Annotated in this window: 13 protein-coding genes; 7 read left to right on the top strand and 6 right to left on the bottom strand. The window is 70.5% G+C overall.

The genetic code is table 11. The features are described from left to right. Nucleotides 1–2 precede the first annotated feature (2 nt). Nucleotides 3–1,121 carry a transaldolase gene (tal, locus tag ACZ3KP_RS26170; protein ID WP_467502086.1) on the bottom strand — a complete coding sequence of 373 codons (1,119 nt, stop codon included), beginning with the start codon at nucleotides 1,119–1,121 and terminating at the stop codon, nucleotides 3–5. A gap of 33 nt (nucleotides 1,122–1,154) precedes the next feature. Next, nucleotides 1,155–3,242, bottom strand: a complete 2,088-nt coding sequence (tkt, locus tag ACZ3KP_RS26165; RefSeq protein ID WP_467502085.1) for a transketolase — start codon at nucleotides 3,240–3,242, stop codon at nucleotides 1,155–1,157. 377 nt (nucleotides 3,243–3,619) lie between these two features. Between tkt and ACZ3KP_RS26160 the strand changes: the two genes are divergently transcribed. The 3 genes from ACZ3KP_RS26160 to ACZ3KP_RS26150 all read left to right on the top strand — a co-directional run bounded on the left by ACZ3KP_RS26160 (nucleotide 3,620) and on the right by ACZ3KP_RS26150 (nucleotide 6,221). Continuing rightward, nucleotides 3,620–4,573, top strand: coding sequence for a heme o synthase (locus ACZ3KP_RS26160; protein WP_165939220.1), 954 nt, complete (start codon nucleotides 3,620–3,622; stop codon nucleotides 4,571–4,573). Between the two features lie 55 nt (nucleotides 4,574–4,628). Further along, nucleotides 4,629–4,949: a hypothetical protein gene (locus ACZ3KP_RS26155; RefSeq protein WP_358981090.1), complete on the top strand. Its 321-nt coding sequence runs from the start codon at nucleotides 4,629–4,631 to the stop codon at nucleotides 4,947–4,949. Between the two features lie 165 nt (nucleotides 4,950–5,114). Continuing rightward, a complete protein-coding gene (locus tag ACZ3KP_RS26150; RefSeq protein ID WP_467502082.1) occupies nucleotides 5,115–6,221 on the top strand; it encodes an amidohydrolase family protein in 1,107 nt (368 codons plus the stop codon). 25 nt (nucleotides 6,222–6,246) lie between these two features. On the opposite strand, the gene ACZ3KP_RS26145 is transcribed toward ACZ3KP_RS26150, so the two are convergent. From ACZ3KP_RS26145 to ACZ3KP_RS26130, 4 genes are read right to left on the bottom strand one after another with little or no spacing between them, the layout of a single operon-like run. Continuing rightward, nucleotides 6,247–7,269 carry a COX15/CtaA family protein gene (locus ACZ3KP_RS26145; RefSeq protein ID WP_467502080.1) on the bottom strand — a complete coding sequence of 341 codons (1,023 nt, stop codon included), beginning with the start codon at nucleotides 7,267–7,269 and terminating at the stop codon, nucleotides 6,247–6,249. 34 nt (nucleotides 7,270–7,303) lie between these two features. Beyond that, on the bottom strand, nucleotides 7,304–8,074 hold the full coding sequence (locus ACZ3KP_RS26140; RefSeq protein WP_467502078.1) for an ABC transporter permease: 771 nt from the start codon (nucleotides 8,072–8,074) through the stop codon (nucleotides 7,304–7,306). Then, entirely contained in the window at nucleotides 8,071–8,994 is a 924-nt protein-coding gene (locus ACZ3KP_RS26135; protein WP_358981082.1) for an ABC transporter ATP-binding protein, read from the bottom strand. The genes ACZ3KP_RS26140 and ACZ3KP_RS26135 overlap by 4 nt, the downstream gene beginning before the upstream one ends. Before the next feature lie 46 nt (nucleotides 8,995–9,040). Next, nucleotides 9,041–9,844, bottom strand: coding sequence for an AAC(3) family N-acetyltransferase (locus ACZ3KP_RS26130; RefSeq protein WP_467502076.1), 804 nt, complete (start codon nucleotides 9,842–9,844; stop codon nucleotides 9,041–9,043). A gap of 172 nt (nucleotides 9,845–10,016) precedes the next feature. Here ACZ3KP_RS26130 and ACZ3KP_RS26125 point away from each other — a divergent pair, with 172 nt between their 5' ends. The 4 genes from ACZ3KP_RS26125 to ACZ3KP_RS26110 are packed head-to-tail and all read left to right on the top strand — an operon-like array spanning nucleotide 10,017 to nucleotide 13,746. Next, nucleotides 10,017–10,760: a helix-turn-helix transcriptional regulator gene (locus tag ACZ3KP_RS26125; protein WP_132886102.1), complete on the top strand. Its 744-nt coding sequence runs from the start codon at nucleotides 10,017–10,019 to the stop codon at nucleotides 10,758–10,760. Further along, on the top strand, nucleotides 10,757–12,178 hold the full coding sequence (gene sufB / locus ACZ3KP_RS26120) for a Fe-S cluster assembly protein SufB (RefSeq protein ID WP_360512565.1): 1,422 nt from the start codon (nucleotides 10,757–10,759) through the stop codon (nucleotides 12,176–12,178). The genes ACZ3KP_RS26125 and sufB overlap by 4 nt, the downstream gene beginning before the upstream one ends. A 57-nt stretch (nucleotides 12,179–12,235) precedes the next feature. After that, a complete protein-coding gene (sufD, locus tag ACZ3KP_RS26115; RefSeq protein ID WP_467502074.1) occupies nucleotides 12,236–13,420 on the top strand; it encodes a Fe-S cluster assembly protein SufD in 1,185 nt (394 codons plus the stop codon). After that, nucleotides 13,417–13,746 carry a non-heme iron oxygenase ferredoxin subunit gene (locus tag ACZ3KP_RS26110; RefSeq protein WP_132886100.1) on the top strand — a complete coding sequence of 110 codons (330 nt, stop codon included), beginning with the start codon at nucleotides 13,417–13,419 and terminating at the stop codon, nucleotides 13,744–13,746. Before sufD ends, ACZ3KP_RS26110 begins: the two co-directional genes overlap by 4 nt. Nucleotide 13,747 lies beyond the last annotated feature (1 nt).

The raw sequence follows: 13,747 nt of genomic DNA, 5'->3' as shown, positions 1-13,747 counted from the left end.
GATCAGCCCTCCGAGGGGGCCAGGCGCTCCAGCTCCGCCTGGGTCGACTTGAGCAGGTCGTTCCAGGACGCCTCGAACTTGTCGACGCCCTCGTCCTCCAGTACCTGGACCACGTCGTCGTACGAGATCCCGAGCGCCTCGACGGCGTCGAGCACGGCGCGGGCCTGCTCGTAGGTGCCGGTGACGGTGTCGCCGGTGATCTCGCCGTGGTCCTCGACCGCGAAGAGGGTGGCCTCCGGCATGGTGTTCACCGTGTTCGGGGCGACCAGGTCGTCGACGTACATGGTGTCCTTGTACTCCGGGTCCTTCACGCCGGTGGAGGCCCACAGCGGACGCTGCTTGCGGGCGCCCGCGGACTCCAGCGCGTTCCAGCGGTCGGAGGAGAAGACCTCCTCGTACGCCTGGTAGGCGAGCCGGGCGTTGGCGACGGCGGCCTTGCCGCGCAGCGCCTTCGCCTCGTCGGTGCCGATGTCGTTCAGGCGCTTGTCGATCTCGGTGTCCACGCGGGACACGAAGAACGACGCCACCGAACGGATCAGCGACAGGTCCAGGCCGCGCTCCTTGGCCTTCTCCAGGCCGGTCAGGTAGGCGTCCATGACCTTGCGGTAGCGCTCCAGCGAGAAGATCAGCGTGACGTTGACGCTGATGCCGAGGCCGATGACCTCCGCGATCGCCGGGATGCCCGCCTCGGTGGCCGGGATCTTGATGAGGGTGTTGGGGCGGTCCACCAGCCAGGCCAGCTGCTTGGCCTCGGCGACGGTCGCCTTGGTGTGGTGCGCCAGGCGCGGGTCGACCTCGATCGACACCCGGCCGTCCTGTCCGTCGGTCGCGTCGAAGACCGGGCGCAGGATGTCGGCGGCGTCGCGGACGTCCGCCGTGGTGATCATGCGGATGGCCTCTTCGACGGTCACCTTGCGGGCGGCGAGGTCCGAGACCTGCTGGTCGTAGCCGTCGCCCTGGGAGATCGCCTTCTGGAAGATCGTCGGGTTGGTGGTGACGCCCACGACGTGCTGCTGGTCGATCAGCTCGGCGAGGTTGCCGGACGTGATCCGCTTGCGCGACAGGTCGTCCAGCCAGATCGCGACGCCCTCCTCGGAGAGGCGCTTGAGTGCGTCTGTCATGGAATTACATCTCCTACGGGTCGTATGTGAGCGTCAGCGCTGGGCGGCGGCGATGGATTCCCGGGCCTTGTCGGCCACGTTCTCGGCAGTGAAGCCGAACTCCTGGAAGAGCACCTTGCCGTCGGCGGAAGCACCGAAGTGCTCCAGGGAAACGATGCGGCCGGCGTCCCCCACGTACTTGTGCCAGGTGAGACCGATGCCGGCCTCCACCGAGACACGAGCCCTGACGGACGGCGGCAGGACGCTGTCCCGGTACCCCTGGTCCTGCTCCTCGAACCACTCCACGCACGGCATGGACACGACGCGGGTGGGCACGCCGTCCGCCTCGAGGCGCTCACGGGCCTCGACGGCGACGTGCACCTCGGAGCCGGTGGCGATGAGGATGACCTCCGGGGTCCCGTTCGACGCCTCGAACAGGACGTAACCGCCCTTGACCGTGTTCTCGTTCGACTCGTACACCGGCACGCCCTGGCGGGTCAGCGCCAGACCGTGCGGGGCGCCCTTGCCGAACACCTTCGTGTAGCGCCTGAGGATCTCGCGCCAGGCGATCGCGGTCTCGTTGGCGTCCGCCGGGCGGACCACGTTCAGGCCGGGGATGGCGCGCAGCGAGGCGAGGTGCTCGACCGGCTGGTGGGTCGGGCCGTCCTCGCCGAGGCCGATGGAGTCGTGGGTCCACACGTACGTCACCGGCAGGTGCATCAGCGCCGAGAGGCGGACGGCGTTGCGCATGTAGTCGGAGAAGACGAGGAACGTACCGCCGTAGACACGGGTGTTGCCGTGCAGGGTGATGCCGTTCAGCTCCGCGCCCATCGAGTGCTCGCGGATGCCGAAGTGGATGGTGCGGCCGTAGGGGTCCGCCTCCGGCAGCGGGTTGCCGGCCGGCAGGAACGAGCTGTGCTTGTCGATGGTCGTGTTGTTCGACCCGGCCAGGTCCGCGGAACCGCCCCACAGCTCGGGGATGACCGCGCCGAGCGCCTGGAGCACCTTGCCGGAGGCGGCCCGGGTCGCGATGCCCTTGCCGGGCTCGAAGACCGGGATCTTCTCCTCCCAGCCGGTGGGCAGCTCGCCCGCGGCGATCCGGTCGAATTCGGCGGCGCGCTCGGCGTTGTTGTCACGCCACAGCTGGAAGGACTTCTCCCACTCGGCCCTGGCGGCGGCACCGCGCTCGCCGGCCCTGCGGGTGTGCGCGATGACCTCGTCGGCCACGTCGAAGGACTTCTCCGGGTCGAAGCCGAGGACGCGCTTGGTGGCCGCGACCTCGTCGTCGCCGAGCGCCGAGCCGTGCGCGGCCTCGGTGTTCTGCGCGTTCGGGGCGGGCCAGGCGATGATCGAGCGCATCGCGATGAACGACGGCCGGTCCGTGACCGCCTTCGCGGCCTCGATCGCGTTGTAGATGGCGTGCGGGTCCAGGTCGCCGTCCGGCTTCGGGGCGATGCGCTGCACGTGCCAGCCGTACGCCTCGTACCGCTTGACGGTGTCCTCGGAGACGGCCGTCTCGGTGTCGCCCTCGATCGAGATGTGGTTGTCGTCCCACAGCAGGATCAGGTTGCCGAGCTTCTGGTGCCCGGCCATCGAGGACGCCTCGGCGGAGATGCCCTCCTGCAGGCAGCCGTCACCGGCGATGCAGAAGATGTAGTGGTCGAACGGGGACTCGCCCTGCGGCGCCTCGGGGTCGAACAGGCCACGCTCGTAGCGGGCGGCCATGGCCATGCCCACCGCGTTGGCGACACCCTGGCCCAGCGGACCGGTGGTGGTCTCCACGCCCCGGGTGTGGCCGTACTCCGGGTGGCCCGGGGTCTTGGAGCCCCAGGTACGGAAGGCTTCGAGGTCTTCCAGCTCCAGGCCGAAGCCGGCCAGGTACAGCTGCGTGTAGAGGGTCAGCGACGAGTGACCTGCGGACAGCACGAAGCGGTCGCGGCCCACCCAGTCGGGGTCGGACGGGTCGTGCCGCATCACCTTCTGGAAGAGGGTGTACGCGGCCGGCGCCAGGCTCATCGCCGTACCCGGATGGCCGTTGCCGACCTTCTGTACGGCATCGGCGGCCAGGACGCGGGCGGTGTCTACGGCCCGCTGGTCCAACTCGGTCCAGTCGAGGTCTGTGGTGGTCGGCTTGGTGCTCACCCTGGGTCAGGGCTCCTCTCCACATGTTCGGTTACCGGTCCACGGGCACACGCCCACACCGGCTGCCGGTGTACCGGGTGCCCACCGGCCGCTGTCGAGCCTACCCCCGTAAGGACGTGCATTTTTTCGAGTGTTTACAGACTGCCGGGCCTGGCGGGGATCCGCCTCCCGACTGGCCGGGAAGGCGTTCGGCACATGAATACGGAGCCGCTCATCTGACTGCTCAATCGAGCCACCCCACCCCTCTGTCGAGTCCCCCGCCAACACGACCCCACCCCCGCGAAGATCGGGGTATGGGCAACGTCTAAAGTGGCGTGGTACGCGCGAGCCTTCACCGTCGGTTCACACGGCGGGCTCGCTGGGAGTCTCTGTCAGGGGTGTGCGTGACGGCCGTCGAATCCCGTCCAGCGGGGGTACTCGGTGCGAGCGAGAGCCCGAGTCACCGGCCGTTCGGGGCCCGTGTCAAAGCTTTCGTGGCGCTGACCAAGCCACGGATCATCGAGCTGCTGCTCATCACCACCGTCCCGGTGATGTTCCTGGCTCAGCAGGGCGTGCCCGACCTGACGCTGGTGCTGCTCACCTGCGTGGGCGGTTATCTCTCCGCGGGCGGCGCGAACGCGCTGAACATGTACATCGACCGGGACATCGACGCGCTGATGGACCGCACCTCGCAGCGGCCCCTGGTGACCGGCATGGTCAGCCCGCGCGAGTGCCTCGCCTTCGGCATCACCCTGGCGGTCGTCTCCACCCTGTTGTTCGGTTTCACCGTCAACTGGCTGAGCGCCTGGCTGTCACTCGGAGCGCTCCTCTTCTACGTCGTCGTCTACACGATGATCCTCAAGCGCCGTACCTCGCAGAACATCGTCTGGGGCGGTATCGCCGGCTGTCTGCCGGTGCTGATCGGCTGGTCGGCCGTCACGGACTCCATGTCGTGGGCACCGATCATCCTGTTCCTCGTCATGTTCTTCTGGACGCCGCCGCACTACTGGCCGCTGTCCATGAAGGTGAAGGACGACTACGCGCGCGTGGGCGTGCCGATGCTGCCCGTGGTCGCCTCCAACAAGGTGGTCGCCAAGCAGATCGTCATCTACAGCTGGGTGATGGTCGCCGTGTCCCTGCTCCTCACCCCGCTCGGCTACACCGGCTGGTTCTACACGCTGGTCGCGCTGGTGGCGGGCGGCTGGTGGCTGTGGGAGGCGCACGCCCTGCAGAACCGCGCCAAGGCCGAGGTGACGGGCGGGAAGCTCAAGGAGATGCGGCTGTTCCACTGGTCCATCACCTACGTCTCGCTGCTCTTCGTGGCCGTGGCGGTCGACCCCTTCCTGAGGTAAGGGTCACTCGGTCCTTCCGTCGCCAATCGATCTACCCGTCGGTAGCATCCTGTCCATGGCAGACACGCAGCAGGTGGACAAGAAGGCCGAGCGCAAGGTCGCGCGCCTCGCCAGGCAGATCGGCACCTTCGCCAGGGCCCACGGCGGCGCCGAGGGCCAGGTGGCCTACATCGGCGAACGCGGCGCCCGCATCGTCCTCGTCGGCGAGGACGGCGGCTGGGGCGACCTGGTGGCCCCGACGTACGAGATCGCCGAGCAGGCGGTCGCCGAGTCCGGCATCACCGCCCACGAGTCCTTCGACGGCGACCTCGCGGCAAAGGTGACGACGGGCCCGTACGAGTGGAAGCGCATGGCCGGCATCCAGATCGGCGGCTGATTCGACGCTCGGGTGTGAGCGCCCCGTCAGAGGCGCGAGGAACTGCGCGGCAAGCCACCCCCGGCCCGCAGCAGCCCCGCGACCCGTACTCCCGAACCGAACCGCGACTTCGGTCCCGTTCACCCGTTAAGACGGTTAAGCAACCGTCGTCCACGGGGAGCCCGGATGATCGACACGCCGTCCCTGGTGGACCAGTACTGCCACGGAGTGCTCCGCACCGAGCTGGGCCTGGGCACCTTCGAGGCCCAGCTCGCCCGCACCGAAGGCCCCCCCGCCCCCGGCACCACCCTCTTCGACACCCAGACCGGTTTCGCGGTACGCCGCTGGTGCCCGCCGCTGCTCGGTCTGGAACCCCACTGCCCGCCCGCCCGCTACCTGGCCCGGCGCCGCGAACTCGGCGTCCTGGAGGCCGGCCGCCGGCTCCTGCGCGGCAGCGGCATCACCACCTACCTCGTCGACACCGGCCTGCCCGGCGACCTCACCGGCCCCATCGAGATGGCCTCCACCGGCGACGCGACCGCCCGTGAGATCGTCCGCCTGGAACTCCTCGCCGAACAGGTCGCGGACACCTCGGGAACCGTCGAGTCGTTCCTCGCCAACCTGGCCGAGTCGGTGCACGGCGCGGCCGCGAACGCGGTCGCCTTCACCTCGGTCGCGGGCCTTCGGCACGGCCTGGCCCTGGCCCCCGAGCCGCCCGGTCCCGGCGAGGTGCGCGGTGCCGCGGGCCGCTGGCTGGCCGGCCGCCGGGTCGGCGGCGAACTGTCCGACCCGGTGCTCCTGCGCCACCTGCTGTGGATCGCGGTGGCCTCCGGACTGCCCCTGCAACTGCACGCGGGCCTCGCCGAGCCCGGTGCCCGGATCGACCGTACGGATCCGGTGCTGCTCACGGACTTCGTCCGGGCCACCGCGGGCCTCGGCACCGACCTGATCCTGCTGCACGGCTACCCGTACCACCGGCACGCGGCCCATCTCGCCGGGGTCTTCCCGCACGTCTTCGCCGACTCCGGCGCGGCCCTGGTCCGCACCGGGGCCCGGGCCGCCACGATCCTCGCCGAGATCCTCGAACTCGCCCCGTTCGGCAAGATCCTGTTCTCCAGCGGCGCGCACGGCCTGCCGGAACTTCACGTCGTCGGTGCCCGCCTCTTCCGCGAGTCCCTCGCCCGGGTCATCGGCGCCTGGGTCGCCGAGGGCGCCTGGTCGCCGGCCGACGCCCAGCGTGTGGCCAGGCTGATCGCGGCGGGGAACGCGCGCCGGGTGTACGGGCTGGAGTGAGCCGTGCCCGGGGACGGCTCCGGGGCTACTCGGCGCGGGCGGCCGACGCGCCCACCGCGTCGTACGACTGGGCGGGCAGCTCGGCGGTGGCCTCGGCGGCGCGTTCCCGCAGGGACAGCAGGACCCGCAGGACACCGATCCACACCAGGCAGGAGCCGAACATGTGGAGGCCCACCAGGACCGTGGGCAGGTGGGTGAAGTACTGGACGTAACCGATCACGCCCTGCCCGAGCAGGATCAGGAACAGGTCGCGGACCCGGTCGCGCGGCCCGCGGGGCGCGTCCACACCCTTGAGGAAGAACCACAGTGCGAAGGTCAGCGACACCACGATCCAGGCGAACACCGCGTGCAGCTCGGCGACGCCCGACCAGCTGACGTCGATGCGCTCGACCTCGCCGGAGTCGCCGGGGTGCGGTCCGGCGCCGGTCACCACCGTGCCCGCGGCGATGAGCAGCAGCGACACGGCCACCAGCGCCCACACCAGCTGCCGCACGGCCTTGCCGACCAGCGGGCGCGGCTCCCCGTCACCCTCACGGGTGCGCTGCCACATCACCGCGGCGACGGTGATGAGGGCCGTCGCCAGCAGGAAGTGAGCGGCGACGGTGTAGGGGTTGAGGCCGACGAGCACCACGATGCCGCCGAGGATCGCGTTGCCCATCACGATCCAGAACTGCGCCCAGCCCAGCCGGGTCAGGCTGCGCCGGTACGGCTGCTCCGACCGGGCGGCGATGATCGCCCAGCCGACCGCCGCGCACAGCACGTACGTCAGCATGCGGTTCGTGAACTCGATGGCGCTGTGGTAGCTCAGCGCGGTCGTCGGGGTCAGCGAGCCGTCGGTGCACTCGGGCCAGGTCGGGCAGCCGAGGCCGGAGCCGGTGAGCCGCACCGCGCCCCCGGTGACCACGATGACCACCGACATGACGAGCGCGGTGAGGGCGGCCCGCCGGACCGTCCGGGGATCCGGGGTCCAGCGGGCGGCGATGAAGGCGAGCGGGTTGCGCAGGGCCGCAACGACGTCGGTGGGGGTCAGCTTTGGCACGGGCACCATGGTAGGGGTCAGCTTGTGCACGCGTTCACGAGGGTCACTCCCAACGGAAGAACCGTCCCGCGGCCGCCAGTCCCAGCACCCCCCACACCGCCAGGATCCCCAGGTCCCCCCACGGCGTTCCCGAGCCGTGCTGGAGCACGCCCCGCAGGCCGTCGGAGAGTGCGGAGACGGGCAGCAGGGCGAGGACGTGCCGGGCGCCGCCGAACTTGTCCAGCGGCACGATCACCCCGCCGCCCACGAGCAGCAGCAGGAACACCAGGTTCGCGGCCGCCAGGGTCGCCTCCGCCCTCAGGGTGCCCGCCATCAGCAGGCCGAGGCCCGAGAACGCGGCGGTGCCGAGGACGAGGAGGAGCAGCACCGCGAAGGGGTTGCCGTGCGGGGACCAGCCGAGGGCGAAGGCGATCACCGTCAGCAGGATCACCTGGAGGACCTCGGTGGCCAGGACCGACGCCGTCTTCGCCGCCATCAGGCCCCAGCGGGGGAGCGGCGAGGAGGCGAGCCGCTTCAGGACGCCGTACCGGCGTTCGAAGCCGGTCGCGATGGCCTGGCCCGTGAAGGCCGTGGACATGACGGCCAGGGCGAGGATGCCGGGGGCGAGGAAGTCGACCGACTTGCCGGCGCCGGTGTCGACGATGTCCACCGAGCTGAACAGGACCAGCAGGAGGGTCGGGATGACGACGGTCAGCAGCAGCTGCTCGCCGTTGCGCAGCAGCATCCGCGTCTCCAGGGCCGCCTGTGCCGCGATCATGCGGGGCAGCGGGGCGGCTCCCGGCCGGGGGGCGTAGGTGCCCGTCGCGGTGGTCATGAGCGCAGCTCCTTGCCGGTCAGTTCGAGGAAGACGTCCTCCAGGGTGTGGCGTTCCACCGAGATCCGGTCCGGCATCACCCCGTGCTGGGCGCACCACGACGTCACCGTGGCCAGCAGCTGCGGATCGACCTTGCCCATGACCCGGTACGACCCCGGGGTCAGTTCGGCCGCCGTCGAGTCCGCCGGGAGCGCCTTGAGCAGGGAGCCGACGTCGAGTCCGGGGCGGCCGGTGAACCGCAGGGTGTTCTCGGCGCCGCCCTTGCACAGCTCCTCGGGGGAGCCCTGGGCGATCACCCGGCCGGCGTCGATGACGGCGACGTCGTCGGCCAGCTGCTCGGCCTCCTCCATGTAGTGCGTGGTGAGGATGACCGAGACGCCGTCGGTGCGCAGGTCCCGCACCAGGTCCCAGGTGGCCCGGCGGGCCTGCGGGTCGAGTCCGGCGGTCGGTTCGTCGAGGAAGACCAGCTCCGGGCGGCCGACCACGGCCATGGCGAGCGCCAGGCGTTGCTGCTGGCCGCCGGAGAGCCGGCGGTACGACGTCCGGCCGCAGCTGCCGAGGCCCAGCCGCTCCATCAGGGCGTCCACGTCCAGCGGGTGCGCGTGCAGCCTGGCCACGTGGCGCAGCATCTCGTCGGCGCGCGCGCCGGAGTAGACACCGCCGGACTGGAGCATGACCCCCACTCTGGGGCGCAGCTCGGCGGACTGCCGTACGGGATCGAGGCCCAGGACGCGCACCGAGCCGGAATCCGGTTCCCGGTACCCCTCGCAGGTCTCGATCGTCGTCGTCTTGCCCGCTCCGTTGGGGCCGAGCACGGCGGTCACGCCCGGCCGGGCCACCAGGTCGAGGCCGTCCACGGCGGTCTTCGTGCCGTACCGCTTCACCAGGTCCCGCACCTGGACCACGGGCTCACTTCGCATGGTGACAGAGTCTAAGGACGTCTGCCGTCACCCGGACGGCCGGGTGCTACATCTCCTCCTCACGGGGACGGTGCACGGCCAGCCACCGTTCGGCGTACGCGACCGCGTCCGCCACCGGGAAGAGCCTGGCCCCGGCCCCGCCGACCGCCCCGCGCAGGACCACCGGGCGGTCGCGTTCGAAGTCGTGCCCCAGTTCGTCGAAGCGGTCGGAGGTGATCGACACCTCGGTCACCTCCTCCCATCCGCCGCCGGCGGCGGGCCGGCCGACCCGGACCCGCGGGGCGGGGATCCGGTACTCGGCGAGGTGGAAGGCGGTGCAGGTGTCGTAGCCGGTGCCGAGCATCAGCACGCGCGCGTGCAGCGCCTCCAGCCGGGCCAGCGGGCTGTGCTCGCCGAGCCGGCAGTCGGAGGCGTGGCCGTCGAGGATCCGGGCGGCGCGCGGGCCGACGGCCGCGAAGGAGGTCTGAGGATGGGCACTGCGCACGGCGCCCGGCCAGTTCCGTACGGTCTCCGGGAGCACCCCGACCCCGCGCGAGGGCGTGGTCCGGGGGTCGTATGCGGGCATGGTCGCGCGGATCCGCGGCCACCATGGCTCGGGCACCGGCGGGTCGCGCCACAGCGCCGGGTCGGAGAGGTCGCCGGTCTGGGTGGGGACCACCAGGGTGCCGTCCGGGCCGAGGGCGTCGAGGAGCGCCTGGACGACGGCCACGGGTCCGCCGTTGACCCAGCCGAGCGAGCTGAGCGAGGTGTGTGCCAGGAGGACCTCGCCGGGCCGGACGCCGAGCGCGCGCAGCTGTCCGGCGAGGCTGTCCCGGGTGACAAGGGGGCCGGTGGGAGGGGGTGTGGGCATGGTCAGGGAGTGTTCCGGAGGGGTGCCGGGCCGCGCCACCGGATTGGCCGAGGGCGATCGATCAGAGATCGTTTCCGCAGGTCGGATTAGGTAGACCTAAGTGACGCAGGGCACCGCGCCGTCCCCCGGACGCGGCTTGCCTGCCCCTGAGGAATTACGCAACAATGGCGTTGTGAAAAACGTCGGCGAGGCTCGGGAGACCCCCATGGGGACCCCGCAGGAAGAGCTCGCGACCGGTGAGCGCTCGACGCGCAACCGGGTCGCGCGGTCGATCCTGGACCACGGCCCGTCGACCGTCACCGAGCTGGCCGGGCGCCTGGGGCTGACCCCGGCGGCCGTGCGCCGGCATCTGGACGCACTGGTCGCCGACGACGTCGTGGAGGCGCGCGAGCAGCGGGTGTACGGCGCGCGGACGCGCGGCCGGCCCGCCAAGGTCTTCGCCCTCACCGACTGCGGCCGCGACGCCTTCGACCAGTCGTACGACAAGCTCGCCGCCGACGCGCTGCGCTGGATCGCCGAGCAGGAGGGCGGCCAGGAGGCGGTCGCCGCCTTCGCGCGGGCCCGGATCACCGCCCAGGCGAGCGCCTACCGCAGGGCGATCGAGGGCGTGAGCCCCGACAAGCGCGCGGAAGCGCTGGCCAAGGCCCTGAGCCAGGACGGGTACGCTGCAACGGCGCGCAGCGCACCGGTCGGCGAACAGCTGTGCCAGCACCACTGCCCGGTCGCCCACGTCGCGGAGCAGTTCCCCCAGCTGTGCGAGGCGGAGACGGAGATCTTCGCCGAGCTGCTGGGTACCCACGTCCAGCGACTGGCGACCATCGCGCACGGCGACGGCGTCTGCACGACGTTCATTCCCAAGATTTCCACGACTTCCACTGACGCATCTGCAAGCACGGCCGGGAGGAACCCCGCATGACTCTCCCCACGGAGACTGCCCACCCTGAGCTCGAAGGCCTGGGCAAGTACGAATACGGCTGGGCCGACTCCGACGTGGCCGGTGCCGCTGCCAGGCGTGGCCTCAGCGAGGAGGTCGTCCTCGACATCTCCGGCAAGAAGTCCGAGCCGGAGTGGATGGCCAAGCTGCGTCTCAAGGGCCTGAAGCTCTTCGAGAAGAAGCCCATGCCGAACTGGGGCTCCGACCTCTCCGGCATCGACTTCGACAACATCAAGTACTTCGTGCGCTCCACGGAGAAGCAGGCGGAGTCCTGGGAGGACCTGCCCGAGGACATCAAGAACACCTACGACAAGCTGGGCATCCCGGAGGCGGAGAAGCAGCGCCTGGTCGCCGGTGTCGCCGCCCAGTACGAGTCGGAGGTCGTCTACCACCAGATCCGCGAGGACCTGGAGGAGCAGGGCGTCATCTTCCTCGACACCGACACCGCCCTGAAGGAGCACCCGGAGCTCTTCAAGGAGTACTTCGGCACCGTCATCCCGGCCGGCGACAACAAGTTCGCCGCGCTGAACACGGCCGTGTGGTCCGGCGGCTCCTTCATCTACGTGCCGAAGGGCGTGCACGTCGAGATCCCGCTCCAGGCCTACTTCCGCATCAACACGGAGAACATGGGCCAGTTCGAGCGGACCCTGATCATCGTCGACGAGGGTGCCTACGTGCACTACGTCGAGGGCTGTACGGCCCCGATCTACAAGTCGGACTCGCTCCACTCCGCGGTCGTCGAGATCATCGTCAAGAAGAACGCCCGCTGCCGCTACACGACCATCCAGAACTGGTCGAACAACGTCTACAACCTGGTCACCAAGCGCGCCGTCGCCTACGAGGGCGCCACCATGGAGTGGGTCGACGGCAACATCGGCTCCAAGGTGACGATGAAGTACCCGGCCGTCTACCTGATGGGCGAGCACGCCAAGGGCGAGACCCTCTCCATCGCCTTCGCGGGCGAGGGCCAGCACCAGGACGCCGGCGCCAAGATGGTCCACATGGCCCCGAACACCTCTTCCAACATCGTCTCCAAGTCGGTGGCGCGGGGCGGTGGCCGTACCTCCTACCGCGGTCTCATCGAGATCGGCGAGGGCGCCCCGGGCTCCAAGTCGAACGTGCTCTGCGACGCGCTGCTCGTCGACACCATCTCCCGCTCGGACACCTACCCGTACGTCGACGTCCGCGAGGACGACGTGTCCATGGGCCACGAGGCGACCGTCTCCAAGGTCTCCGAGGACCAGCTCTTCTACCTGATGAGCCGCGGTCTGAGCGAGGACGAGGCGATGGCGATGATCGTGCGCGGCTTCGTCGAGCCGATCGCCAAGGAACTGCCGATGGAGTACGCCCTCGAACTCAACCGGCTGATCGAGCTCCAGATGGAAGGCGCGGTCGGCTGACGCCGTCCCCCTCCCGTCAAGCCACTTTTACGCAAGAAAGCGAGCAGACCGACAGCCATGGCTGAGGCTCAGAACACCCCGGTGGGCTCCACCACCGCCGGCGCCATCGCGGTGGCCGCCGAGTCGACCGTCGCCACGCGCATGAGCGCGCCGCCGTCCTTCGACGTCGCGGACTTCCCGGTCCCGCACGGCCGCGAGGAGGAGTGGCGGTTCACCCCGCTGGAGCGCCTGCGCGGGCTGCACGACGGCACCGCCGTCGCCACCGGCGAGGGCGTCAAGGTCGCCGTCGAGGCCCCCGAGGGTGTCACCGTCGAGACCGTCGACCGTGACGACCCGCGGCTCGGCAGGGCGGGCACCCCGGTGGACCGCGTCGCCGCCCAGGCGTACTCGGCGTTCGAGAAGGCCGGCGTGGTCACCGTCCCCAAGGAGACGGTGCTCACCGAGCCGATCCGGATCGCCGTGCACGGCGACGGCGGGACCGCCTTCGGCCACCAGGTGATCGAGCTGGGCGCCTTCGCCGAGGCCGTCGTCGTCATCGACCACACCGGTGACGCGGTGCTCGCCGCCAACGTGGACTACCTGCTCGGCGACGGCGCGAAGCTGACCGTCGTCTCCGTCCAGGACTGGGACGACAAGGCCGTGCACGTCGCCCAGCACAACGCCCTGGTCGGCCGGGACGCCACGTTCAAGTCCGTGGTCGTCACCTTCGGCGGCGACGTCGTACGACTGCACCCGCGCGTGTCCTACGCGGGCCCCGGCGGCGAGGCCGAGCTGTACGGCCTGTACTTCACCGACGCCGGCCAGCACCAGGAGCACCGCCTGCTGGTCGACCACAACGCCCCGCACTGCAAGTCCAACGTCGCCTACAAGGGCGCGCTCCAGGGCGAGCAGGCGCACGCCGTCTGGATCGGTGACGTCCTCATCGAGGCCAGGGCCGAGGGCACCGACACCTACGAGATGAACCGCAACCTGGTCCTCACGGACGGCGCGCGCGTCGACTCGGTGCCGAACCTGGAGATCGAGACCGGCGAGATCGTCGGCGCCGGCCACGCCTCCGCCACCGGCCGCTTCGACGACGAGCAGCTCTTCTACCTGATGGCCCGCGGCATCCCGGAGCACGAGGCCCGCCGCCTCGTCGTCCGTGGCTTCTTCGCCGAACTGGTCCAGCAGATCGGTGTCGCCGACATCGAGGAGCGCCTGCTCGCCAAGATCGAGGAGGAGCTGGAGGCCTCGGTCGCATGACAGCCCCGACCGCGTTCGTGCGCGCCTGCGGACTGAGCGAGCTGGAGGAGGACACCCCGAAGCGGGTGGAACTCGACGGCACGCCGGTCTCGCTCGTCCGTACCGAGGGAGAGGTGTTCGCGATCCACGACATCTGCTCCCACGCCAACGTCTCGCTCTCCGAGGGCGAGGTGGAGGACTGCCAGATCGAGTGCTGGCTGCACGGCTCCAGCTTCGACCTGCGCACCGGCAAGCCGTCCGGCCTCCCGGCCACGCGCCCCGTCCCCGTATACCCCGTAAAGATCGAAGGGGACGACGTGCTCGTCTCCCTCACCCAGGAGTCCTGAG

Source organism: Streptomyces sp. NPDC020958, assembly GCF_055562175.1.
Note: the sequence above shows the minus strand (reverse complement) of the source record. Positions and strands in the feature narration are given on the sequence as shown.